General features: G+C 73.8%; 23 protein-coding genes. 9 read left to right on the top strand and 14 right to left on the bottom strand.

The window, feature by feature from the left end; all coding sequences use genetic code 11:
* Positions 1 to 11 precede the first annotated feature (11 nt).
* The 3 genes from O2W20_RS09945 to O2W20_RS09935 all read right to left on the bottom strand — a co-directional run bounded on the left by O2W20_RS09945 (position 12) and on the right by O2W20_RS09935 (position 2,340).
* Complete coding sequence (locus O2W20_RS09945) at positions 12 to 749, bottom strand: HAD family hydrolase (RefSeq protein ID WP_269172790.1); 738 nt, start codon at positions 747 to 749, stop codon at positions 12 to 14.
* Between the two features lie 31 nt (positions 750 to 780).
* On the bottom strand, positions 781 to 1,485 hold the full coding sequence (locus O2W20_RS09940) for a class F sortase (RefSeq protein ID WP_269172791.1): 705 nt from the start codon (positions 1,483 to 1,485) through the stop codon (positions 781 to 783).
* A 78-nt stretch (positions 1,486 to 1,563) separates the two neighbouring features.
* Complete coding sequence (locus O2W20_RS09935) at positions 1,564 to 2,340, bottom strand: hypothetical protein (protein WP_269172792.1); 777 nt, start codon at positions 2,338 to 2,340, stop codon at positions 1,564 to 1,566.
* A gap of 354 nt (positions 2,341 to 2,694) precedes the next feature.
* Here O2W20_RS09935 and O2W20_RS09930 point away from each other — a divergent pair, with 354 nt between their 5' ends.
* Positions 2,695 to 3,243: a copper resistance CopC family protein gene (locus O2W20_RS09930; RefSeq protein WP_269172793.1), complete on the top strand. Its 549-nt coding sequence runs from the start codon at positions 2,695 to 2,697 to the stop codon at positions 3,241 to 3,243.
* Complete coding sequence (locus tag O2W20_RS09925; protein WP_269172794.1) at positions 3,240 to 4,607, top strand: CopD family protein; 1,368 nt, start codon at positions 3,240 to 3,242, stop codon at positions 4,605 to 4,607. Before O2W20_RS09930 ends, O2W20_RS09925 begins: the two co-directional genes overlap by 4 nt.
* 87 nt (positions 4,608 to 4,694) lie before the next feature.
* Here O2W20_RS09925 and metH read toward each other — a convergent pair whose 3' ends face one another.
* Positions 4,695 to 8,495 (bottom strand): methionine synthase, encoded by a 3,801-nt coding sequence (gene metH, locus O2W20_RS09920; protein ID WP_269172795.1) that lies wholly within the window; start codon positions 8,493 to 8,495, stop codon positions 4,695 to 4,697.
* Between the two features lie 212 nt (positions 8,496 to 8,707).
* Here metH and O2W20_RS09915 point away from each other — a divergent pair, with 212 nt between their 5' ends.
* Complete coding sequence (locus O2W20_RS09915; RefSeq protein WP_269172796.1) at positions 8,708 to 9,568, top strand: PAC2 family protein; 861 nt, start codon at positions 8,708 to 8,710, stop codon at positions 9,566 to 9,568.
* Between the two features lie 89 nt (positions 9,569 to 9,657).
* Here O2W20_RS09915 and O2W20_RS09910 read toward each other — a convergent pair whose 3' ends face one another.
* The 7 genes from O2W20_RS09910 to O2W20_RS09880 all read right to left on the bottom strand — a co-directional run bounded on the left by O2W20_RS09910 (position 9,658) and on the right by O2W20_RS09880 (position 15,544).
* Positions 9,658 to 10,707 (bottom strand): HD domain-containing protein, encoded by a 1,050-nt coding sequence (locus O2W20_RS09910; RefSeq protein ID WP_269172797.1) that lies wholly within the window; start codon positions 10,705 to 10,707, stop codon positions 9,658 to 9,660.
* Positions 10,704 to 11,987, bottom strand: coding sequence for a cysteine--1-D-myo-inosityl 2-amino-2-deoxy-alpha-D-glucopyranoside ligase (gene mshC, locus O2W20_RS09905; RefSeq protein WP_269172798.1), 1,284 nt, complete (start codon positions 11,985 to 11,987; stop codon positions 10,704 to 10,706). Before mshC ends, O2W20_RS09910 begins: the two co-directional genes overlap by 4 nt.
* A 68-nt stretch (positions 11,988 to 12,055) precedes the next feature.
* Complete coding sequence (locus tag O2W20_RS09900) at positions 12,056 to 12,442, bottom strand: VOC family protein (protein ID WP_269172799.1); 387 nt, start codon at positions 12,440 to 12,442, stop codon at positions 12,056 to 12,058.
* Between the two features lie 56 nt (positions 12,443 to 12,498).
* Positions 12,499 to 13,362, bottom strand: coding sequence for an SCO1664 family protein (locus O2W20_RS09895; RefSeq protein ID WP_269172800.1), 864 nt, complete (start codon positions 13,360 to 13,362; stop codon positions 12,499 to 12,501).
* A 12-nt stretch (positions 13,363 to 13,374) separates the two neighbouring features.
* A complete protein-coding gene (locus O2W20_RS09890) occupies positions 13,375 to 13,926 on the bottom strand; it encodes a DUF3090 family protein (RefSeq protein ID WP_269158438.1) in 552 nt (183 codons plus the stop codon).
* Positions 13,927 to 13,936: 10 nt separating this feature from the next.
* Positions 13,937 to 14,638 (bottom strand): histidine phosphatase family protein, encoded by a 702-nt coding sequence (locus O2W20_RS09885; RefSeq protein ID WP_269172801.1) that lies wholly within the window; start codon positions 14,636 to 14,638, stop codon positions 13,937 to 13,939.
* A 72-nt stretch (positions 14,639 to 14,710) separates the two neighbouring features.
* Positions 14,711 to 15,544: an undecaprenyl-diphosphate phosphatase gene (locus O2W20_RS09880; protein ID WP_269172802.1), complete on the bottom strand. Its 834-nt coding sequence runs from the start codon at positions 15,542 to 15,544 to the stop codon at positions 14,711 to 14,713.
* Between the two features lie 160 nt (positions 15,545 to 15,704).
* On the opposite strand from O2W20_RS09880, the gene O2W20_RS09875 reads away from it, so the two are divergent.
* Genes O2W20_RS09875 through O2W20_RS09865 form a run of 3 tightly spaced genes read left to right on the top strand, consistent with a single transcriptional unit; the run spans position 15,705 to position 18,953 of the window.
* The gene (locus tag O2W20_RS09875; protein ID WP_269172803.1) at positions 15,705 to 16,685 is read left to right on the top strand and encodes an aldo/keto reductase; all 981 of its coding nucleotides are present in this window, start codon (positions 15,705 to 15,707) and stop codon (positions 16,683 to 16,685) included.
* A 3-nt stretch (positions 16,686 to 16,688) separates the two neighbouring features.
* A complete protein-coding gene (locus O2W20_RS09870) occupies positions 16,689 to 18,629 on the top strand; it encodes an AAA family ATPase (protein WP_269172804.1) in 1,941 nt (646 codons plus the stop codon).
* Positions 18,630 to 18,686: 57 nt separating this feature from the next.
* A complete protein-coding gene (locus O2W20_RS09865) occupies positions 18,687 to 18,953 on the top strand; it encodes a GlsB/YeaQ/YmgE family stress response membrane protein (protein ID WP_197058299.1) in 267 nt (88 codons plus the stop codon).
* A 54-nt stretch (positions 18,954 to 19,007) separates the two neighbouring features.
* On the opposite strand, the gene O2W20_RS09860 is transcribed toward O2W20_RS09865, so the two are convergent.
* The gene (locus tag O2W20_RS09860; protein ID WP_269172805.1) at positions 19,008 to 19,802 is read right to left on the bottom strand and encodes a DUF2470 domain-containing protein; all 795 of its coding nucleotides are present in this window, start codon (positions 19,800 to 19,802) and stop codon (positions 19,008 to 19,010) included.
* A gap of 68 nt (positions 19,803 to 19,870) precedes the next feature.
* Here O2W20_RS09860 and rpsD point away from each other — a divergent pair, with 68 nt between their 5' ends.
* On the top strand, positions 19,871 to 20,476 hold the full coding sequence (rpsD, locus tag O2W20_RS09855; RefSeq protein ID WP_269172806.1) for a 30S ribosomal protein S4: 606 nt from the start codon (positions 19,871 to 19,873) through the stop codon (positions 20,474 to 20,476).
* Between the two features lie 66 nt (positions 20,477 to 20,542).
* On the opposite strand, the gene O2W20_RS09850 is transcribed toward rpsD, so the two are convergent.
* Positions 20,543 to 20,797: a hypothetical protein gene (locus O2W20_RS09850; protein WP_269172807.1), complete on the bottom strand. Its 255-nt coding sequence runs from the start codon at positions 20,795 to 20,797 to the stop codon at positions 20,543 to 20,545.
* Positions 20,798 to 20,945: 148 nt separating this feature from the next.
* On the opposite strand from O2W20_RS09850, the gene O2W20_RS09845 reads away from it, so the two are divergent.
* Positions 20,946 to 21,149: a DUF5703 family protein gene (locus tag O2W20_RS09845; RefSeq protein ID WP_269172808.1), complete on the top strand. Its 204-nt coding sequence runs from the start codon at positions 20,946 to 20,948 to the stop codon at positions 21,147 to 21,149.
* A 59-nt stretch (positions 21,150 to 21,208) separates the two neighbouring features.
* On the opposite strand, the gene O2W20_RS09840 is transcribed toward O2W20_RS09845, so the two are convergent.
* Positions 21,209 to 22,165: an NADPH:quinone oxidoreductase family protein gene (locus O2W20_RS09840; RefSeq protein WP_269172809.1), complete on the bottom strand. Its 957-nt coding sequence runs from the start codon at positions 22,163 to 22,165 to the stop codon at positions 21,209 to 21,211.
* 138 nt (positions 22,166 to 22,303) lie between these two features.
* Here O2W20_RS09840 and O2W20_RS09835 point away from each other — a divergent pair, with 138 nt between their 5' ends.
* Positions 22,304 to 23,044, top strand: a complete 741-nt coding sequence (locus O2W20_RS09835) for a GAF and ANTAR domain-containing protein (protein WP_269172810.1) — start codon at positions 22,304 to 22,306, stop codon at positions 23,042 to 23,044.
* The last annotated feature ends 1 nt before the right edge of the window (position 23,045 follow it).

The following is a 23,045-nucleotide window of genomic DNA, read 5'->3' as shown; positions in this document are numbered from 1 at the left end:
GTCGCACCAGGTCAGGCCGTCGTAGGCGCCAGTTCGCGCTGCTCGACCAGCCGACGCAGCTCGGCCACGGTGAGGTCGACGAGGGACGACCGCAGGGTCAGTCCCGGCAGTGGTTCCAGTGACTGCAACGACGGCACGCCGAGCACCGTGGCCCCGGAGGCCAGCCCGGCGGTGACCCCGACCTGGGAGTCCTCGATGACGACCGAACCCGCCGGGTCCACGCCCAGCGACCGCATCGCCTGCAAGTAGGGCGCGGGGTCGGGCTTGCGGGCGGGCACCTCGTCGCCGCAGACGGTCAGGTCGAACGGCGAGCCCCCCAGGTCCCCGGCGATCTGGTCGATCACCAGGGTGGCGATCCGGCGGGGCGTCGTCGTGACCAGTGCAGTGGCCAGGCCGGCGTCCCGTACCGCGACGAGCAGGTCCCGGGCGCCGGGCCGCCACGGCATCCCGCGGCTGGTCATCAGCACGGCGGTCTGCTCCTCGACCCAGCCGGCGTCGACGCGGCGCTGCTCCTCGCTGCGCTCGATGCCCAGGTCGGCGTAGAGCACGCCCATGGCGACCCGCATCGAGGTGCCGACGGTCTGCTCCCGCGCCGCGGCGGAGAACACACCGCCCAGCTGGCCGGCGAGGGCGGCCATCGCCTCGCCCCACAGCTCCTCGGTCTCCACCAGCGTGCCGTCCATGTCGAACAGCACCGCCTGCAGCGACTGCATCGAGTCCGACGGGTTGCCCACCGAGGTCACCGACACCCCTCGAGTCTAGGGAGGCCGTCGGGGCCGATCAGGCCGGCTCGGTGCGGACCAGGGTCGCGAAGGCGATGACGTTGTCCTCGTAGCTGCGGGCCGAGGAGTCGAAGTCGCCACCGCAGGTGATCAGCCGCAGCTGCGCGTCGGGGGTGTTCCCGTAGGCGGCGATGGTCGGGAAGTCGTCCTTGGGGTGGCGCTCCACCCGGTCGACGGCGAACACGGCGACCGTGCCGTCGACGCGGGCCACCTCGACCTCGTCGCCGGGCTGCAGCGCACCGAGGTCGAAGAAGACTCCGGGCCCGTGCTCGGCCGAGTCGACGTGCCCGAGGAGGACCGCCGGGCCGGTGGCGCCGGGAGCCGGGCCACGCTCGTACCAGCCGGCCTGGTCGTCCGGGCCCAGCGGCGGGACCTCGACGGTGCCGTCGTCGTTGAGACCCAGGCGCAGCAGGTCGCTGCTCACCTCGATGCTCGGGATGCTGACCGACACCGGCTGAGCCACCTGCTCGCCCGAGGCCGGGACCGCCGGCTCAGCAGGTGCAGGCGCAGCACCGGGCGTCGACGGGGTGGGTGCCGCCGTGGCCGTCGAGCTCTCCCCCTGGCTGGGAGCGGCCGCCGGCTGCGGGGCCTGCTGCTGTCCGGTCACCGCCACCACGACGGCGACGACGGCCACCACGACGAGCGCGACGGCCAGCGCCGTCCACGCCCGAGGGCCGGGCCGACGGCTGCTCTGCTCGCTCACAGGGGGTCCTTCCAAGAGTGTGGGAGGGGGCCGGGTCGCGCGGGGAGGTCAGCCCTCCCCGCGCGACCCGGAGCCGGATCAGGCCTGCTCGGCCTGACGACGGCGGTAGGCGATCGCACCGGCACCCGCGGCACCGGCCGCGGCCAGGACGCCGACGCCGATCACGGCGGTGTTCTCGGTACCGGAGGTGCTGCCGGCACCGGTCTCGGCGCCACCGGCCGGCGTGGCACCCATCTGCGCCACCTCGAGCGCGCCACAGGCGGCGGGGGCGGTGGCCTCCATCGGCAGCGACGGGTCGAGGTCGCTCATGACGTCACCGTCGTAGGCACCCGAGCCGTCCTTGTCGATGCCGTGCACGACCAGGACGGCCGTGCCCGCCTCGAACGCCGCGTGGACGTCGTCGGTGACCTCGAAGGTCCGCTCGTAGCTGATCGTGCCGTCGTCCGCGGTCGGGAAGCGGTCGATGGCCAGGCCGCTGTCCGGGCTGGTGTCGCCGGTGGTGGTCAGCGAGGAGCCGATGGCGCCGTAGTACTTGGCGGCCTCGGTGACGCTCACGAAGCCGTCGCCGTCCGCGTCGTCCGCGAGGTCGTTGGTCGGGCACTCGCCCAGAGCGCCGATGTGGAAGTGCTGGGCGTGCGGCGAGCCGGCGAGCAGCCCGGACGCCTCGACCATCACCGTGGCGGTGTTGCCGTCCAGCGTGACCATGCCGGTGCCGCTGACGCCGGACTGGTTCACCGCACCGAGGTCGGCCTGGTAGCTGGTGGCCCCCTCGTGGGCGAACGCGGTGCTCATGGTGAGCAGCGGGAACGCTGCGGCGGCGATGGCGATGGCCGGGAGTGCGTGTGCCTTGCGCAAGGTGTGCTCCTCGTGATCGGAGTGCCGCTCCCACCGTGAGGTGGGAGCAGCGGACGGCGGCTGACACCGCTCGTCCGGTCGGTCGGCGGGCGCATCGTTGCCCCCGCCGCGGAACAGGTCTGGCGACCCCGGACAGCCGGCGGATCCCCCAGCGGGGATCACCCCGCTGCCGCGCTGACCACCCTGCATTCGGCAGGTGGTGCCGGATCGGTTCACTGCCCCCTCAGTAATTCCTGATCCCGGGCTGTGCACCGGGTGGGAGTCCGGCCTCGTACGGGCGGGGACGACGATCAGCGGGTGCCGTCCGGCCGGGGCCGGACCAACCGGAACAGCGGTCGCGGACGAAGAACGGGCATGACTGTTCTGCGCGCCCTCCCGATCGCCGGTCCGCGCCCCGGGCCGGTGCTGCTGGTGGGGTTGCTCGCCGTGCTGCTCCTGGGCATCGGGGCGCCTCCGGCCCGGGCGCACGACGCGCTCGTGCGCAGCAGCCCGTCAGCCGGTGCCGCGGTGCCCACGGCCCCGTCTTCGGTGGAGCTGGACTTCAGCGGGACGCCGCTGCCGCTGGGCACCGAGGTGCTGGTGCTCGGCCCGGACGGCGCCGTGGTGTCGACCGGCGCCGCCGCGATCCAGGACACGACCGTCGTCCAGCCGCTGTCGGCGGGGCTCCCCGCGGGCAGCTACACCGTGCAGTGGCGCAGCACCTCCTCCGACGGACACCCGCTGACCGGCTCCTGGGACTTCACCGTCGCGGCGGGGAGCACGCCGGCCCCGGACGCGGCGCCCCTGTCGGTTGCGGCCGCGGCGGCCGACCCCGCGCTCCCGGTCGGCTGGCTGGTCGGTGGCGTCCTGGCGCTCGGCGCGGCGGCTGCGTTGGTCCTCGGCCGGCTGCGCAGCCGGCGGTGACCAGCACCGTGATCCGCCCGGACCAGGAACAGCGCGCGCCGGAGCGGCCCGGGTGGCAGGTGCCGGCGGCCGCAGCCGCGGTTGTCGGTCTGCTCGCGGTCCTGGGCTGGGCGATCGCCGTGGGCAGCGGCTCGGCGGCTCCCGCGGCCTCCGGGCTGCGCGAGGCAGGCCTGCTGGTGGAGTGGGGAGCGCCGGTGGTCACGCTGGCGGGCCGGATCGCGGCGATCGGCACGGTGGGCACCTTGTTGTTCGCCGCCGTCCTGCTGCCGGCGGGCGCCGGGCAGCCGGCCCCGCAGGCCAGGCGCGCCGTGGCGTCGGCGTCGGCATGGGCGCTGGCCTGGTCGGTGGCGACCCTGCTCGGCGGCCTGCTCACCGTGAGCCGGCTGGTGGGCGTGGCCCCGACCGCGCTGGACGGGTACTCGGTCCGGGTGTTCCTCCTCGACACCGGCGCCGGTCGTGCCGTGCTGCTCGTCGCTGCGCTCACCGCAGCGCTCGCGGTGGCGGCCCGCGCCGGCACCGGCCGCGGGGGTGCGCGGCTGCTGCTGGCCGGTGCGCTGGCCGCACTGGTCGTCCCGGTGGTGCTCAGCGGGCACTCCTCCGCCGCCGAGGACCACCTGGTCGCGGTGACCACCCTCGCCGTGCACGTCATCGCGGCCAGCCTGTGGGTCGGCGGGCTGGGCGCGCTCCTGCGGTACGGCCAGGCCGCACCGGCGGCCGCCGGGCGGTACAGCGGGGTCGCGCTGTGGTGCTTCGGGGCCACCGCGGTGTCCGGGGTGCTGGCGGCGGGGGTCGTCCTGGGCGGCGCCGAGGCCGTGGTCGCCGCCTTGGGCACCGGCTACGGCGTGCTGCTGCTCGGCAAGACGCTCGGGCTGACCGTTGTGGGCCTGCTGGGCTGGCAGCACCGGCGCAGGACCCTGCCGCAGCTGCGGGCGGGGCAGCCGGGCGCCTTCCGGCGGCTGGCCGTCGTGGAGACGGCCGTGCTGCTGGCGACGGTCGCCCTGGCGGTGGCCCTGGCGGCCTCACCGCCCCCGGTCGCAGCCGAGGTCGGATCAGCCACGGCCGCCCCGGCGGGTCCCGCGGCGGCCGCGGACCCGATGGCCGGGCACGACCACGGCGAGCTCTCGGTCGGCGTGCTGGTCGACGAGGACCGCTTCCACGTGGCCGGCCCGGTCGCCGCCGGGGCGCGGGTGACCGTGCACAACGCCAGCGGTCAGCCGGTGACGATCACCGCGGACGACGGCTCGTTCGACGTCGACGTCGCCGCCGGGACGCTGCTGACCTTCCCCGCACCCGACCAGCCGGGTCAGTACCGGTTCAGCAGCGCCCACTCGGCGACGCACACCGACGTCCTCGTCGTCGAGTGACCCCGTGAACCTGCGCGGAGCTCCACCGTCGGCCCTGGTCCAGAGGCTCGCCCTGAGCCTGCGAAGGGTGAGGGGGCCCAGGGTCCTTTATTCGTCCTCGGTGCGGTAGCCGAGGTTGGGTGAGAGCCACCGCTCCGCCTCGGCCACGGTCCAGCCCTTGCGCCGGGCGTAGTCCTCGACCTGGTCCCGGCCGATCCGGCCCAGCACGAAGTACCGCGACTCCGGATGGGCGAAGTACAGGCCGCTGACCGCCGCCCCCGGCCACATCGCCATGCTCTCGGTGAGCTGGATGCCGGTGGCCGCCTCGACGTCGAGGAGCTCCCAGATCGTCTGCTTCTCGGTGTGCTCGGGGCAGGCCGGGTAGCCCGGGGCGGGGCGGATGCCGGCGTACTTCTCCGCGATCAGCCCGTCGGCGTCCATGTGCTCGTCGGGGGCGTAGGCCCAGAACTCGGTGCGCACCCGCTCGTGCAGCCGCTCGGCGAACGCCTCAGCCAGCCGGTCGGCCAGCGACTCCAGCAGGATCGCGCTGTAGTCGTCGTTCGCCTTCTTGAACTCGGTCACCTTCTCCGCCGACCCCAGCCCGGCGGTGACGGCGAACGCGCCCACGTGGTCGCGGAGCCCGGTCGCCCTGGGCGCGACGAAGTCGGCCAGCGACTTGCGCGGCGACCCGTCCCGGCCCTCGGTCTGCTGCCGCAACTGGTGCAGCGTCGCCCGGACGGCGGTGCGCGACTCGTCGGTGTAGACCTCGATGGAGTCGCCGCCCACCTGGCTGGCCGGGAACAGCCCGAACACGCCGCTGGCGCGCAGCCAGCGCTCGGCGACGATCTGGTCGAGCATCGACTGGGCGTCCTCGTACAGCCGCCGGGCCGCCTCGCCGGTGGTCGGGTTGTGCAGGATGTCGGGGAACCGGCCGCGCATCTCCCAGGCGTTGAAGAACGGCTGCCAGTCGATGTACTCGCGCAGCTCGGCGAGCGGGTAGTCGGCGAAGCTCCGCACGAACTGGGTGGCCACCCCGTGCCGGTGGTCGCAGCTCGGCCCGGCGCAGACGTCCTTGGTCTGCTGCAGCAGCATCCGGGGCCGCGGCGGGTGGTGGGCGCTCCAGTCGATCGGGGTCGCCGCCGCGCGGGCGGTGGCCAGCGGGAGCAGCTTCCGGGTGTCGGTCCGGGCGGCGTGCCGTTCCCGCAGCGCGGCGTAGTCGGCGTCGGTCTGGGCGAGCAGGGCCGGGCGCTGCTCGTCCGACAGCAGAGCGGCGACCACCGGCACCGACCGGGAGGCGTCCTTCACCCAGATCACCGGGCCGGAGTACTTCTGCGCCACCTTCACCGCGGTGTGCGCGCGGGAGGTGGTGGCCCCGCCGATCAGCAGCGGGATGGTGAACCCCTGCCGCTCCATCTCGGTGGCCAGGTTCACCATCTCGTCCAGCGAGGGGGTGATCAGCCCGGAGAGCCCGATGACGTCGGCGCCCTCGGCCTTGGCGGCGTCCAGGATCCGCTGGCCCGGCACCATCACGCCCAGGTCGACGACGTCGTAGTTGTTGCACTGCAGGACGACGCCGACGATGTTCTTCCCGATGTCGTGGACGTCGCCCTTCACGGTGGCCATCACGACCTTGCCGTTGCTGCGCTCGACGTCGCCGGGCTGCTTCTCCGCCTCGATGAACGGGATCAGGTAGGCGACGGCCTTCTTCATCACCCGCGCGGACTTCACCACCTGCGGCAGGAACATCTTCCCCTGCCCGAACAGGTCGCCGACGACGTTCATGCCGGCCATCAGCGGCCCCTCGATCACCTCGATGGGCCGGCCGCCGCGGGCGCTGATCTCCGCGCGCAGCTCCTCGGTGTCGTCCTCGACGAACTCGTCCATCCCCTTCACCAGGGCGTGGGTGATCCGCTCCCCCACCGGCAGGGACCGCCACTCCTCGGTGGCGACCTCCTTGGCCACCCCGTCGCCGGCGAAGTCGGCCGCGATCTCCAGCAGCCGCTCGGTCGAGTCCGGGCGGCGGTTGAGGACGACGTCCTCGATCCGCTCGCGCAGCAGCGCCGGCACCTCGTCGTAGACCTCCAGGGCGCCGGCGTTGACGATCCCCATGTCCATGCCGGCGGCGATGGCGTGGAACAGGAAGACGGCGTGGATCGCCTCGCGCACCGGGTTGTTGCCGCGGAAGGAGAACGAGACGTTCGAGACGCCACCGGAGACCAGCGCGCCGGGCAGGTTCTGCTTGATCCACCGGGTGGCCTCGATGAAGTCGACCCCGTAGGTCGCGTGCTCCTCGATGCCGGTGGCCACGGCGAAGACGTTGGGGTCGAAGATGATGTCCTCGGCCGGGAAGCCCACCTCACCCGTGAGGACGTCGTAGGCGCGCCGGCAGATCTCCTGGCGGCGCTGCAGGCTGTCGGCCTGGCCGTCCTCGTCGAAGGCCATCACCACGACCGCGGCCCCGTACTTGCGGCACAGCCGGGCCTGAGTGACGAACTCCTCCTCGCCGTTCTTCAGCGAGATGGAGTTGACGATCGCCTTGCCCTGGACGCACTTGAGCCCGGCCTCGATGACCTCCCACTTCGAGGAGTCGATCATCGTGGGCACCCGGCAGATGTCCGGCTCGGTGGCGACCAGCTTCAGGAAGCGGTCCATCGCCGCGACCCCGTCGATCATGCCCTCGTCCATGTTGACGTCGATGACCTGGGCACCGGCCTCCACCTGCTGGCGGGCGACGGCGAGCGCGGCCGGGTAGTCGCCGGCCTTGATGAGGTTGCGGAAGCGGGCCGAGCCGGTGATGTTGGTCCGCTCGCCGACGTTGACGAACAGGCTGTCCCCGGTGACCGTCAGCGGTTCCAGCCCGGACAGCCGGAGCGCCGGGGCGACCTGGACCGGCGTCCGCGGCGGCCGGCCGGCGACCGCGCCGGCGATGGCGGCGATGTGCGCGGGCGTGGTGCCGCAGCAGCCGCCGACGACGTTGACGAAGCCGCTCTCGGCGAACTCGCCGACGACCGCCGCGGTCTCCTCCGGCGACTCGTCGTACTCGCCGAAGGCGTTGGGCAGCCCGGCGTTGGGATAGCAGGAGACGAAGGTGTCCGCGATCCGGGAGATCTCGGCGATGTAGGGCCGCATCTCCGCGGCGCCCAGCGCGCAGTTCAGCCCCACGAGCAGCGGCCTGACGTGCCGGATGGAGTGCCAGAAGGCCTCGGTGACCTGCCCGGAGAGGGTGCGCCCGGAGGCGTCGGTGATCGTGCCGGAGATCATCACCGGCCAGCGGCGCCCGCGCTCCTCGAACAGCGTCTCCAGCGCGTAGACCGCCGCCTTGGCGTTCAGGGTGTCGAAGATCGTCTCGATCAGCAGCACGTCCGACCCGCCGTCGACCAGCCCGTTGGCCTGCTCCAGGTAGGCCTCGACCAGCTCGTCGTAGCTGACGTTGCGGGCGCCGGGGTCGTTGACGTCGGGTGAGATGGACGCCGTCCGGCTGGTCGGGCCCAGCGCGCCGACGACGTAGCGCGGCCGGTCCGGGGTCTGCTCGGTCATCGCGTCGCAGGCGGCCCGGGCGAGCTGGGCGGAGGCGACGTTCAGCTCGTAGGCGAGGTCGGACATCCCGTAGTCGAGCAGCGAGATCCGGGTCGCGTTGAAGGTGTTGGTCTCGATCAGGTCGGCGCCGGCTTCGAGGTACTCCCGGTGGATGCCGCTGATGAGCTCCGGCGCGGTGATGCTGAGCAGGTCGTTGTTGCCCTGGACGTCGCTGGGCCAGTCGGCGAACCGCTCGCCCCGATACCCCGCCTCGTCCGGCCGGTCCCGCTGGATGGCCGTGCCCATCGCCCCGTCGAGCACCAGGATCCGCTGCGTGAGCAGCGTGGTGAGCGCGGACGTGGCGTCGGGGCGGACGTGCGGGGAGACAGGCACGGGCAGTCCTCGGTCGTCGATCGGGCACGGTCACGGAGGCGTCCGGCGCCAGGGCCCTGGCAACTCCGACGGGCGAGCGACCTCGTCGTCCTCGAACAGCGCCCCCATCGTCTCACTCCGCTCCCCTGCCCGCGTGCACCTCGGGGGTCCGGGCGCCCCAGCCACCCCACGCGCGGCCGGGCCGGCTGGCGGGATCGACGTAGGCTCGAAGGGTGATCGATCCGAAGTCCGACGCTGACGACCTGCCCGAGCTGGACGACCCCGTGGTCGTGGTCGCGTTCGAGGGATGGAACGACGCCGGGGACGCCGCCACCGGCGCCGTGGAGCACCTGGAACTGATCTGGGACGCCACCCCGCTCGCCGCGCTGGACCCCGAGGACTACTACGACTTCCAGGTCAACCGGCCGACGGTCTCCCTGGTCGACGGCGTCAGCCGCCGGGTCGAGTGGCCCACCACCCGCCTCTCGGTGGCCAAGCCGCCGGGCAGTGAGCGGCACGTCGTCCTCATCCGCGGCATCGAGCCGAACATGCGCTGGCGCAGCTTCTGCGACGAGCTGATCGAGCTGTGCCAGGAGCTCGGCGCCCAGACGGTGGTCGCGCTCGGAGCGCTGCTGGCCGACACGCCGCACACCCGTCCCACCCCGGTGACGGGGTCGGCCTACGACGCGGAGTCGGCGCGCCAGTGGGGCGTGGAGACGTCCACCTACCAGGGCCCGACCGGCATCCTGGGCGTCTTCGCCGATGCCTGCGTGCAGGCCGGCCTGCCGGCGGTGAGCTTCTGGGCAGCCGTGCCGCACTACGTCTCCCAGCCCCCCGCCCCCCGGGCGACGATGGCGCTGCTGACCCGGGTCGAGGAGGTCCTGGAGGTCACCGTCCCGCTCGGCACCCTGCCCGAGCAGGCCGACGAGTGGGTGAAGACCGTCGACGAGATGGCCCAGGAGGACGAGGAGGTCGTGGAGTACGTGCGCTCGCTCGAGGAGCGGCAGACCGCGACCGACCTGTCCCAGGCCAACGGCGACCAGATCGCCCGCGAGTTCGAGAGGTACTTGCGCCGCCGCGGCGGCACGAGCTGAGCCCGGCCGCTTCATGATCAGCGCGGGCTGAGGGTCGTCATCTCCACGGGATGACGACCCTCAGCCCGTTCTCGTGGTGGCCCTCCCGCTCAGGGGGTGACGAGCAGCGGGCGCATCCGGATGGTGGCGGTGTCGTCGAAGAGCCGGTCATAGGTGGTGAGGGCGAACCGGTCGGTCATCCCGGTCACGTAGTCGACGACCTGGGTGACCGGGTCGGCCTCGGTGTCCCGGTAGCTCGCCGGGATCAGCTCGGGGTGGGCCAGGTGGTGGTCGACGAGCCGGCGGATCACCTCGATGGCCACGTGCTTCTGCCCGGCGGCGGTGTCGGACTCGTACACCCGGGCGAACATGAAGGCCCGCAGCTCCTGCATGGCCTCCAGCGCGTCGGGGGCCATGACGACGGCGCCGGTGGTGTTGGCCGCCGACAGGGTGCCCTCGACCACCGCCTCGATCATCGCCCCGACCATCGCGCTGCCCGGTGCGCCGAACGTGCTGCGGGTGCGGGCGGGCAGGTCACCGGCCCGCAGGACACCGGCCCGCACGGCGTCCAGCGCGTCGTGGGACAGGTACCCGATCCGGTCGGCGTACCGCACGCACTCGGCCTCGTGGGTGGCCGGCGGCGGGCTGATCTTCCAGCTGTGCGCCCGGACGCCGTCCCGGACCTCCCAGGTGAGGTTGAGGTCCTCGAGCACCTCGACGATCCGGACCCCCTGGGCGGCGTGGTGCCAGCCGCCCTCGACGTAGGGCTCCAGCGCCTCCTCGCCGATGTGGCCGAAGGGCGAGTGGCCGACGTCGTGGGCCAGTGCGATCGCCTCGGCGAGCGGCTCGTTGAGCGACAGGGCCGCGGCCAGTGAGCGGGCGACCTGGGTGACCTGGAGGGTGTGGGTCAACCGGGTGACGAAGTGGTCGCCGTCGGGGTGCAGGAACACCTGCGTCTTGTGCTTGAGCCGCCGAAACGCCTTGGCGTGCAGGATCCGGTCGCGGTCGCGCTCGTACGCCGTCCGGAGCGCGTCCTCGGGCTCGGGCCGGGCCCGGCCGCGGGTGGCGACCGACCGGGCCGCGCCGGGGGCCAGCAGCTCCTCGGCTCGTTCCCGGGTGCCCCGGTCGGCGAGCCGGAACGCCGACGGCGGCCCGGTCACGGCGCCAGGGCCACGCCGAGCAGCGCGTCGACGAGGTCGCGGACGACGGCCGGGGACTGCTCGTCCCAGTCGTCGCTCGCCTGCGCGGCGGGCAGGCCCGGACCGGAGGCTGCCTCGGCGAGGCTCGCGGCGGCCCAGCGGTCGACGGCGGCGATCGCGCCGGGGGTGTCGAGGTCGTCGGCCAGCCGCTCCCGGACGGCGGCCAGCACCGGGCCGGCCGGGGCGCCCACGGGCAGCTCGGCCGCGCGCCGCCAGGTGTCCAAGCGCCGCTGTGCCTGCGCCAGCAGGTCCGGGGTCCAGGCCCGGTCGGTGCGGTAGTGCCCGGACAGCAGGGCCAGCCGGATCGCCATCGGGTCGGTGCGGTCGCCGCGGAGCCGGGAGACGAAGACCAGGTTGCCCCGGCTCTTGCTCATCTTCTCGCCGTCCAGCCCGATCATCGCGGCGTGCACGTAGGCCCGGGCGAAGGGCTTGCTGCCGGTGAGCGCCTCGGCGTGGACGGCGGAGTACTCGTGGTGCGGGAAGACCAGGTCGCTCCCGCCCCCTTGGACGTCGAAGCCCATGCCGATCTTGTCGAGTGCGATCGTCGCGCACTCGACGTGCCAGCCCGGGCGGCCCTCGACGCCGCGCGGCCCGGGCCAGGACGGTTCACCCTCGCGAGCGCCCCGCCACAGCAGCGGGTCGAGTGCGTGCCGCTTGCCCGCCCGGTCGGGGTCGCCGCCCCGCTCGGCGGACAGCCGGAGCATGGTCTCCTCGTCGTAGCCGGACTCGGAGCCGAACCCGGGCGCCTGGGCGACGTCGTGGTACACGTCGCCGGTGCCGTCGTCCAGCTGGTAGGCCAGGCCGGCGTCCCACAGGGTCTCCACGTGGGCGGCGATCCGCGGGATCGACTCGACGGCGCCGACGAAGTCCTCCGGCGGCAGCACCCGCAGCGCGGTCATGTCCTCGCGGAAGAGCGCCGTCTCGCGCATACCCAGGACGATCCAGTCCTCGCCGTCGCGGTCGGCCCGCTCGAACAGCGGGTCGTCGACGTCGGTGACGTTCTGCACGTAGTGCACGGCGTGCCGGGCATCGCGCCAGACCCGGTTGACCAGGTCGAAGGCCAGGTAGGTGGCGGCGTGGCCGAGGTGGGTGGCGTCGTAGGGCGTGATGCCGCAGACGTACATCCGGGCCGTGCGGCCCGGGGAGGTGTCGACCACCTCGCCGCGGGCGGTGTCGTACAGCCGCAGGGCGGGGCCGGACCCGGGCAGGGTGGGGAGCAGCGGGGCAGGCCAGGAGAGCACGGCAGGAGCCTAGATCCGGCCACCGACAGGGCGGCACGCCGCCCGCCGTTACCGGGCCGGCCGGGCCATCACGGCCAGGTGGTGGCGTGCCGCTCGAACTCCTCCCCGGTCTGGATGCCGACCACGCAGAACAGCAGCCCGGCGGGGTCCTTCATCTGCCAGAACCCGCCCATGTCGACCATCCGGATCGCCCCGAGGGCCTCCAGCCGGGCCACCTCGGCGTGCACGTCGTCGGTCTCGATGTCCACGTGCCAGCGCGGCGGGGTGCCCACCCCGGTGCGCTGGACCTCCAGGTGGAAGCCGTCGGCGAAGGAACCGAGCGAGGACCACGCGTCGTCGATGGTGTCGGGCTCCACGGGGTGGCCCGTCGCGGCGGACCAGAACGCCTGGCCCCGGTCGTGCAGGTGCGGCGGCAGGTCGATCAACAGGATCGCGAGTCGGCTCCGATGAGGCACTCCCCCACCCTGGCACCCCGGTCCCGAGAAGTCAGCCGATCAGCTGCCCGCGCAGCTCAGAACGGCGGCCAGGGCAGCGCGGGCCACTCCCCGCTGGGCTGGGGGTGCACGCCGGTGCGGAGCAGCTCGGCCACCCGTTGCTGGGTGCGCCGCACCTCGCGCCGGGTGAGGTGCTCGTGCAGCTGGTCGCCCAGCTCACCGCGCAGCTGGTCGTCCAGCTCGTGCAGGACGGTGACCGCCTCGGCGGTGAGCGGCTTGCCGGCCCAGCGCCACAGCAGGGTGCGCAGCTTGGGCTCGGCGGAGAAGCAGATGCCGTGGTCGACGCCGTACACGTGGCCGCCGGGCATCGGGATGATGTGGCCGCCCTTGCGGTCGGCGTTGTTCACCACGGCGTCGAAGACGGCCATCCGGCGGAGCTCGGGGACGTCGAGCCGGACGAACTCGGTGAGCTCGACGGTGGGGTCGGCGTCCATCCAGAGCTGGACCATGCCGGGGCCGAACGGGCCCTCGCGCAGGACGGTGGGCGGCACGATCGACCAGCCGGTGGCCTCCGACACCAGGTGCGCGCTGATCTCCCGGCCGGCGAGCGTGCCGTCGGGGAAGTCCCACAGCGGCCGCTCCCCCGCCACCGGCTTGTACACGCAGGTGGCGGCCAGCTCCTCGGTGCGGATCGCCCCGATGAGGGTGACGTTGCTGGCGTCGAGCAGCCGGCCCTCCATGTCCAGCGCACCCTCGCGGAGCAGGGTGGCGACCTCGTCGGCGCCGCTGGGTGGCCGGCGGTCGCCGTGGTCGAGCCCGGCGAGGTCCAGCTCGACGACGTCGCCGTCCAGCTCGTCGTCGTCGAGCTCGTCGTCCAGCTCGAGGGGCTCGTCGGTCAGCGGGTGCTCCAGCCGGTCGTCGCGGGGATCAGGCGCCGTCATCGCTGCGCCGGGTCAGCGGCGGTAGCCGTTCTGCCGGGGACAGACGTGACCGGCCGGGTCCAGCGGCAGCGAGCACAGCGGGCAGGAGGGCCGGCCGGCGGCGATCACCCGGCGGGCGCGGGCGACGAACGCCCGGGCGGCGACCGGGGTGATCGTGACGCGCAGGGCGTCGGGGCCCTCGTCGCTGTCGGAGAGGATCGCGTCCTCCTCGATCGGCTCCTCGCCGGCGGCGACGGCCTCGACGACGACGGCGTCCTCCTCGCCGTCCCAGGCCAGGCCCATCGCAGCGACGCGGAACTCCTCGTCGACGGGGGCGGTGAGCGGTTCGAGGTCGTCGACGTCGGCGTCGGGCGGGACGACGACGGCGGCGCGGTTGGCCACCTCGTCGAGCAGCTCGCTCATGCGGTCGGCCAGCACCTGGACCTGCGTCTTCTCCAGCGCCACGCTGATCGTGCGGCCGGCCTCGTCGGAGGCCTGCAGGTAGAAGGTGCGGTCGCCGGGCTGGCCCACCGTGCCGGCGACGAACCGGGAGGGACGGTCGAAGAGGAAGACCTGACGAGGCACGGAGATCAGGTTACGCGGCGCCGGAGCCCGCGCCGCCCCCGACGACCGCGTCGGAGGAGGGTTTGCGCCGGCCGCGCTTCTTCTTCGGCGGGATGAGGGCGGACACGTCCCCGCCAGTGTCGTTCACCCGGACCAGGAAGGGCCGGGTGTCGGTGTAGGTGACGACCGACAGGGACGCCGGGTCGACGACGATCCGCTGGAAGGAGTCCAGGTGCAGCCCGAGGGCGTCGGCCAAGATCGACTTGATCACGTCGCCGTGGCTGCAGACCAGCCAGACGGCGTCGGGGCCGAGCTTCGCGTTCCACTCCCGGACGGCGGCCACCGCGCGCGCCTGGGTCTGGGCGAGCCCCTCGCCCTCGGGGCCGGGGAAGACCGCGGCAGAGGGGTGCTGCTGCACGACCTTCCAGAGCGGCTCCTTGACCAGTTCCTTGATCGGGCGCCCGGTCCAGTCGCCGTACCGGGCCTCGCCGAACCGGTCGTCGGTCTGCACGTCCAGGGCCCGGCCCTCGGCGACCGTGCCGGCGGTCTGCTGGCAGCGCTCCAGCGGGCTGCTCACCACCGCGGCCAGCGGGACGCCGGACAGCCGCTGCGCGACCGCCTGGACCTGCGCCCGGCCGGCGTCGTCCAGCTGGACCCCAGGGGTCCAGCCGGCGAGCACGCCGGCGGTGTTGGCCGTCGTCCGGCCGTGTCGGAGCAGCACGACGGTGGTCACCAGACGACTCTAAGGCCCCGTCCAGAGGCTCGCCCCGAGCTCGCGAGGGGGTGAGGAGGACGGGGTCCTCCATCAGGTCGGCTCGAGGACGCCGGTGCCGACCAGCGCCAGCACCAGCGCACCGAGGGCGATCCGGTAGACCACGAACGGGGCGAAGCTGCCGTGGGCCAGGTACCGCAGCAGCCAGGCGATGACCGCGTAGCCGATCCCGAAGGCGATGACCGTGGCCAGGAGCGTCGGGCCCCAGGACAGTGCTCCGCCCTCGGTGTCGCCGGTCAGGGACTCGTAGGCCTGGAAGAACCCGGCGCCGAGCACGGCGGGGACGGCGAGCAGGAACGAGTACCGCGCGGCCGCGGCCCGGTTGTAGCCGAGGAACCGGCCGGCGGTGATGGTGCCGCCGGAGCGGGAGACGCCGGGGATGAGCGCCATCGCCTGGGCGAAGCCGAAGGTCAGGCCGTGCTTGACGGTCAGGTCGGGCAGGTCCCGCTCGGTGCTGCCCACCCGGTCGGCCCAGTAGAGGATGAGCGAGAAGACGATCAGCGCGACGGCGATGATCCGCAGGTCGCGGAAGGTCGTCTCGATCGAGTCCTGGAACAGCAGCCCGAGGACGACGATCGGCAGGCTGCCGATGATGATCAGCCAGCCCATCCGGGCGTCGGGGTCGCTGCGGGCCGAGCGGTCGAACAGCCCCCGGACCCAGGCGGTGATGATCCGCCAGATGTCGTGCCGGAAGTAGATGAGCACGGCGAGTTCCGTGCCGATCTGGGTGATCGCGGTGAACGCCGCCCCGGGGTCCCCCCAGCCGAACGCCTCGCCGACCACGCGCAGGTGGGCGCTGGAGGAGATCGGCAGGAACTCGGTGAGGCCCTGGACCACCCCGAGGACGAGAGCTTCGAACCAGCCCACGGTCAGCGCCTCCGCTGCTCGGCCGGGCGGTGGTCAGGGCAGGTCGAGGGCTCGCGCACGACAGGCACCCTAGGTGGCCGGGACACCGGGGCCCGGCACCCCGGCACGAGACGTTCGTCGCTGCCGGGGACGTCGGTGGGCAACGGTAGGTTGACCCGTCGTGGAACAGCGGGCGCTCGGGCGCAGTGGGCTCGTCGTCTCCCGGCTGGGGCTGGGCACCCTCACGTGGGGCCGCGACACCGACGAGGACGAGGCCGCGATGCAGCTGACGGCCTTCGTCGACGCCGGCGGCACGCTGGTCGACACCGCCGACGTGTACGCCGACGGCGAGAGCGAGCGAACCCTCGGGCGGCTGCTGGCCGACGTCGTCCCCCGGGACGACGTGCTGGTCGCCACGAAGGCGGCGGGCCGTACCGGGCCCGGACCGATGGGCCGCGGTGCCTCCCGCGGGCACCTGCTCTCGGCGCTGGACGCGTCGCTGGAGCGGCTGGGGATCGACCACGTCGACCTCTGGCAGCTGCACGCCTGGGACGACGCCACCCCCCTGGAGGAGACGCTGGCCGCCTGCGACCTGGCCGTCTCCTCCGGCCGGGCCCGCTACGTCGGGGTGAGCAACTTCTCCGGCTGGCAGACCGCCCAGGCGGCCACCTGGCAGCGCGCCTGGCCCGGGCGCACCCCGATCGTGAGCACCCAGGTCGAGTACTCGCTGCTGCAGCGCGGCGTCGAGCGCGAGGTACAGCCGGCCGCGGAGGCGCTGGGGCTGGGCATCCTGCCGTGGTCGCCGCTGGGCCGGGGGCTGCTCACCGGCAAGTACCGGCACAGCGCGCCCGCCGACTCCCGCGGCGCATCGGCGCAGTGGCAGGGGTTCATCGACGGGCTGCGCTCGGCGACCGCGGACCGGGTGGTGGAGGCGGTGATCACCGCGGCCGAGGGGCTGGGCACCACGCCGTTGGGCGTGGCGCTGGCCTGGCTGCGCGACCGGCCGTGCGTGGTCGCCCCGATCGTGGGCGCCCGGACCGCCCAGCAGCTGCAGGCCGCCCTCGACGCCGAGGGCGTCCGGCTGCCGCCGGCGATCACGACCGCGCTGGACGACGTGTCCGCACCGCACTTCTCCTATCCCGAGCAGCGTCGGGAGCACTGAGTCATGAGCACACCCGCCGGCGACCCCGTCTTCGCCGCCTTCTGCACCGCGGGCCTGTGGCCGGGCCTGGGCAAGCGGACCGCGGCCGACCTGCCGGCCGCCGGCATCACCGGCCCGGACGACGTCAGCGCCGACCGGCTGCTCAAGCTGCCCCGGGTGGGCCGACAGCGCGCCGAGCGGCTGTTCAGCTCCTTCCTCGCCGCGCGGTCGACCTACGAGGTGGTCGAGCTGTTGGTCGGCGCCGGCCTGAACGCTCGGCTGGCCGTCAACTCAGCAGACGCGCTCGGTCCGGACGCCGCCCGCCGGCTCCGGGACGACCCCTGGGCGCTGCTGGGCCTGACCGGGGTGACGCTGGCCGAGGCCGACCGGCTGGCGATCGCCGTCCTGTCCGGCGCCGACCGGCAGGACACCCGCCGCGGCCGGGCCATCGTGGCGCTGACGCTGCGCACTGCCACCCGGGACGGGCACACCGTGCTCCCCGCCGACCTGGTGGTGGCGGCGCTGCGCGCCGAGGGGATCGCGGACCCGGCCGCCGCCGTGGTGGCCGCGGTGGAGTCCGGCGAGGTCCTCGAGCACGAACCGCCGCTGGTCGAGCCGGCCGACGACGCCGACGAGCTGCCCGAGCCGGACCCGGCGCTGCGCACCCTGTCACTGGCCCGGTACGGGATGGCGGAGGAGGCGGTGGCGGAGAACGTGCACCGGCTGGCGGCCACGAGCGGGCGGATCGCCGACCCGGCATCGGTGCGGTCGGTGGCCAAGGGCCTGGACCCGGCACAGCAGGCGGCCGTCGCCCAGGTGCTCGGCGCCGGCGTCTCGCTGCTGACCGGCGGGCCGGGCACCGGGAAGAGCCGGACCGTGGCCTCGCTGGTGAAGCTGCTGCAGGCCAAGGGCACCGAGGTCGCCCTGGCGGCGCCGACCGGCCGGGCGGCGAAGCGGCTGGAGGAGCTGACCGACCACCCGGCGGTGACCGTGCACCGGCTGCTGGGCGCCCAGGGCATGACGGGCGGGTTCGCCCGCAACGAGGAGTGGCCGCTGGACGCCGACGTCGTCGTGGTCGACGAGGCCTCGATGCTCGACGTCGAGCTGACCGCGGCGCTGCTGGAGGCCTGCCCCGACGGCACCCACCTGCTGCTGGTGGGCGACCCGGCGCAGCTGCCCTCGATCGGACCGGGCCACGTCCTCGGTGACCTGATCGACTCCGGCGTGGTGCCGGTGACCGAGCTGACCACGCTGCACCGCCAGGCCGCCGGTGGGGCGATCGCCCGGCTGGCCACCGGCGTGCGGGGCGGCGAGCTGGTGCAGGTGGAGTCCCCGGACCGGGAGGTGGTCATCGTGCCGGCCACCGGCAGCGCCGAGGCGGCCAAGCGGGTCGTCCAGCTGGTCACCGACTCGATCCCCCGCGCGCTGGGCATCGACCCGTCGACGGTGCAGGTCGTCACCCCGGTGCACCGCGGACCGGCCGGCACCATCGAGCTGAACAAGGCGCTCAAGGCACAGCTCAACCCGGGCGAGGGCACGGTGTTCGGGTTCGACGTCGGCGACCGGGTGGTGGCCACCGCCAACCACCTGGAGCTGGAGCCGATCGGCTTCGCCAACGGCGAGGTCGGTGTGGTCACCGGCACCGGCGAGGGCTCGCTCACCGTCGACTTCAGCTCCGGACCGGTCACGGTGATCGGCAAGGCGCTGGGCGACCTCCGGCACGGCTGGGCGATCACCGTGCACCGCGCTCAGGGTTCGGAGTGGCCCGGCGTCGTCGTGGTGCTGCCACCGGAGGCCGGCGGGATGCTGTCCCGGCCGCTGGTCTACACCGCGCTCACCCGGGCCCAGCGGCACCTGTCGATCGTGCACGCCAGCGGCGCCGCCCTGGCCCGCGCGGTGCGGGAGGTCGACGTCCGGCCGCGGCGGACCCGGCTGGCGGCCCTGCTCGCCGAGCTGGCGGAGTGACCCACCCGTCAGCCGGCGTGCGTTTGCCGCGTTGATCTTGCGGGAAAACACGAGCCCATGGGCATCATCGGATTTCTCGTCTTCGGCCTGATCGTCGGTGCGCTGGCGCGGTTGATCAAGCCGGGCAAGCAGAACCTCAGCATCCTGGCCACTCTGGCCCTCGGTGTCGTCGGCTCCCTGATCGGTGGCGTCGTCGCCACCCTCCTGGGCACCGGTGACTTCGGCGAGCTCAACATCATCGGCGGCATCGTCGCGATCGTCGCCGCGGTGCTGTTGATCGGTGTCGCCGAGGGCATGAGCGGCGGCCGGCGCAAGGTCCACTGACCTCGCACCTGCTCTCCAGCACGACTCCCCTGCCCCCGGGCGCAGACCTCGCGGTCAGCGCCCGGGGCAGGCGCGTCTCACGGCGCAGATCAACCGGTGCACGGCCGGCCCGAGGTCGTCGGCGCCGGAGACCGGGTCGGCGAACGGGACACGCACGTCCCGGTGGCCCGACCGCTGCTCGATCCGCAGCCGGAAGCCGTAGCGGTCCAGGCCGAGCGGGCGGACGACGTCGCCCTTCCCCACCCAGGCGGCCGGCACCCGCGAGCACAGCAGGCCCAGTTCCTCGGGGTGGGCGACGTCCAGGTGCTGCAGCGCCTGCCCCTCCACCGCGGCCAGCGGGTCGGGGACGGCGGCGAGGAAGTCGTCGGGGTCGATCTCGGTGACCGCGCCGCACTCCCCCAGCACGACCTCGGCCAGGTCCAGCCGCAGCAGGGTGGCGCTGCGCCCGACGTCCAGCAGCGCCCCCACCGGGGCGACGTCGGCGAAGGCCAGCGCGGCGTCCCGCTGGTCGGTCTCGAGCAACGGCGTGAGCCACCCGGACAGCCAGACCTGGGCGCGCACCGGCTCCCGCAGCGGCACCGGAGCGTGGTCGGTGACCATCAGCAGTGCTGCGAGGTCTCCGTCGGGTGACGACCGCACCGCGCTGCACACCTCACCGTCGGTCGGCACCACCACCAGCACCTGGCCCTCGGCGGTGATCGCGTGCCCGAGCACGCGGCTCCCGTCGATGCCGGCGGCGCAGACCGCAGCGGCCGGCCGGCCGGCCACCGTGCGGGCCCGTTCGGCTCCGGTGGGCCGGACTGCATCGGACGAGGGCCCCGGGGCAGCGGGGCGGGTCGATCGTGTCATGCGGCACTCCGGGTTCAGGACGACTCGACATCGCGGTAAGGTGAGCCTAACCGAACCCGGAGGACCGTGTGAACAGCTCTCGCCCCAAGGTCCGGCGCTCTCGTGCGCTGGGCATCCCGCTCACCCCCAAGGACGTCCGCTACTTCGAGCGGCGCGCCTACCCGCCCGGTGAGCACGGCCGCAAGCGCAAGAACACCAGCGACTACAAGACCCGGCTGCTGGAGAAGCAGCGGCTGCGCGCGCAGTACGACATCAGCGAGACCCAGCTCCGCTCGGCGTTCGACCGGGCCAAGCGCACCGGTGGCAAGACCGGCGAGGAGCTGATCACCCACCAGCTCGAGGCCAGGCTGGACGCGACCGTGCTGCGCGCGGGGTTCGCCCGCACGATCTACCAGGCCCGGCAGACGGTCAGCCACCAGCACGTCACGGTGAACGGCAAGCGGGTCGACCGGCCGAGCTACCAGGTGCAGCCCTACGACGTCGTCGAGATCGCCGAGCGCAGCAAGGCCAAGCTGCCCTTCCAGGTCGCCGCCTCCGGCGCGCACGCCGCCGCCCCGGCGTACCTGGAGGTCCAGCTCTCCGAGCTCCGCTGCGTGGTCCTGCGTCGGCCGCAGCGCGCCGAGGTCCCGGTGGTCTGCGAGGAGCAGCTGGTCGTGGAGTACTACTCCCGCTGAGCCGGGCCGGGCCGGGGCCGATCCGGCCCCGGCCGTCGGGCGGCGCCCACCGAGGGCGTCCGAGGGTCAGCCCCGCTGCTCGTCCTCGTCATCGGGGACGGCCGCCTGCTGCTCCAGGACGTCGTACTCATCGGCCTCGGGATCGGCGTCCCGCAGGCCGGCCGAGGTGCCCGGGGTCGCGGTGAGCTGCTGCTCGACGGCGTCGGCCTCCGGGACGTCGGCGCCCGGCGGGCTCACCTCGTCGGCGAGCTCCGGGCCGGCCGGGGCGACGGTCCGCTGCTGCTCCAGGCGGTCGGCGTCGGTGGCTTCGGGGTCGGTCATGGGGGCTCCTCGCTGGTCGGGGGCCTGGCCGGGTGCCGGGCCGCGCCGTCCTCCCCTGCCCGCACTCCGCCGGTGCGACACCCGGTCCGGGTGGCGTCGTGGTGACCACCACATGACCCACCGGCGTCCGGCAGGCACAATCGACGAGGTGTCAGCACCCGGCGAGTACGAGTACGCCCCGCTGCGCATCCCGGCGGGCATCTCCCGCTCCGCGGCCGCGCAGCTGATGAGCATGCAGTCCGACAGCGGCGGCTGGGAGCTCGCCCGGCTCCAGCTGCACGCCGACGGCACCCGCAAGGTGATCATGCGGCGCCGAGCGCGGCTGTCCTACCTCCCCCGCCCCATGGTCTGACGGCCCCGTCCAGAGGCTCGGCCCGAGCTTGCGAGGGTTGAGCAGGACGGGGTCCTTCCTCAGGGGGTGAGGACCACCTTGCCGACGGTGCTGCGGTCGGCGATGGCGGCCATCGCCTGCGGCAGCTCGGTGAGCGGCAGCGACTGGCCGACCAGTGGGGCGATGGCGCCGTCGTCGAACAGCTCGCACAGCGCCTCGTGCACCATGCCGATCCGGGCCGGGTCGTGCTTGCGGTACAGGCCCCAGTGCAGCCCGACGATGCTGTAGTTCTTGACCAGCGCGTGGTTGACCGGCGCCTGCGGGATCGTGCCGCTGGTGAAGCCGACGACGACCAGCCGCCCCTCGAAGGCGATGCACTTGCGGGACTTGTCGAACACCTCGCCACCCACCGGGTCGTAGACGACGTCGGCCCCGTGCCCGCCGGTGATCTCCTTGACCAACGGGACGAAGTCCTCGGCGGTGTAGTCGATGACGTGGTCGGCGCCGAGTGAGCGGCAGACCTCGGTCTTGCGCTCCCCACCGGCGGTGGCGATCACCTTTGCGCCGGCGGCCTTGCCGAGCTGGATCGCCGCCGTGCCGACGCCACCGGCCCCGGCGTGCACCAGCAGCCACTCCCCCGCCTGCAGCGCCGCGCGACGGTGCAGACCGACGTAGCCGGTCTGGTAGGTCAGGTACAGCGAGGCGGCCTGCTCGTCGGACATCGCGTCGGGCACGGGCCAGGCCGCGGCGGCGTCCATCAGCGCGTACTCGGCGAAGGCGCCGGGTCCGCCGGACGGTGAGCCGAGCACCCGCTGGCCGGTCTCGACGATCTCGCCGCACAGCTCCACGCCGGGGGTGAACGGCAGCGGCGGCCGCTCCTGGTACTGCCCCATCGCCATCAGCACGTCGGGGAAGTTCAACCCGGCCGCCCGCACCTTGACCAGCACCTGGCCGTCGGCCGGCGTGGGCTGCTCGACCTCGTCGAGGGACATGACCTCGGCCGGGTTCCCCAGGGAGTGGACTCGCCATGCACGCATGCCCGGCACCTTGCCAGAGTGGCGGTGACGCCGGTCACCCGGGGCCCGACGACTCATTGCGTACAACCGAGCGCCTCGTACTCTGGAACGGTTGGCGTCGAGAGGACGGCGTCGCCGGACACCGGAGGGCGAACCCCCGTGAGCACCACCATCGATCCCGTCGCCGTGCGGACGCTGGGCCGGCTGGGCGCCGACCTGGCTGCCGGCAGCCCGTCTCAGGACCTCGTCGAACGCCTCGTCGACGACCTGAACCGGCCGTTCGGGCTGGACTTCTCCATCCGGTACGAGCTGCCCCCGGCGGCCGGCGAACTGCGCCTGCACACCACCATCGGGGTGGCCGAGCAGCACCGACCGGACCTCGCGGTGGTCCCGCTCGGTGTCGCCGTCTGCGGGATGGTCGCCGAACGGCGCCGCCCGGAGGCGCACGCCCGGGTGGACGCCGACCCGGACGAGCGGCTGGCCCTGGCTCGGGAACTGGACGCCACCGCGTACGCCAGCTTCCCGCTGACCGCGGGACCGGCCGTGCTCGGCACCCTGTCGGTCGGCTCCCGGACCCGCCCTGAGTTCGGTGCCGCGGAGCTGGCGGTGCTGGGGGCGGCCGCCGACCTGGTCACCGTGGCCGCGGCGCGCGAGCTCGACCGCGCGGTGGTCGAGTCGGCCCTCGCCGCGCAGGCGGAGGCCGAGGAGCGCGTCGCCCACCTGGAGACGGCGCTGGTCACCAACCGCACCATCGCCACCGCCATCGGCGTGGTGATGACGCGCCGGCGCATGACCGAGCAACAGGCCCACCGGTGGCTGATCGAGGCCAGTCAGCGCACCAACCGGAAGCTCCGGGTGGTCGCCGAGCAGATCGTGCACACCGGTTCGCTGGAGGTCTGAC

The organism is Modestobacter sp. VKM Ac-2982 (genome assembly GCF_026967935.1).
GTDB lineage: Bacteria > Actinomycetota > Actinomycetes > Mycobacteriales > Geodermatophilaceae > Modestobacter.
This window is presented reverse-complemented; position numbering and strand designations above follow the sequence as displayed.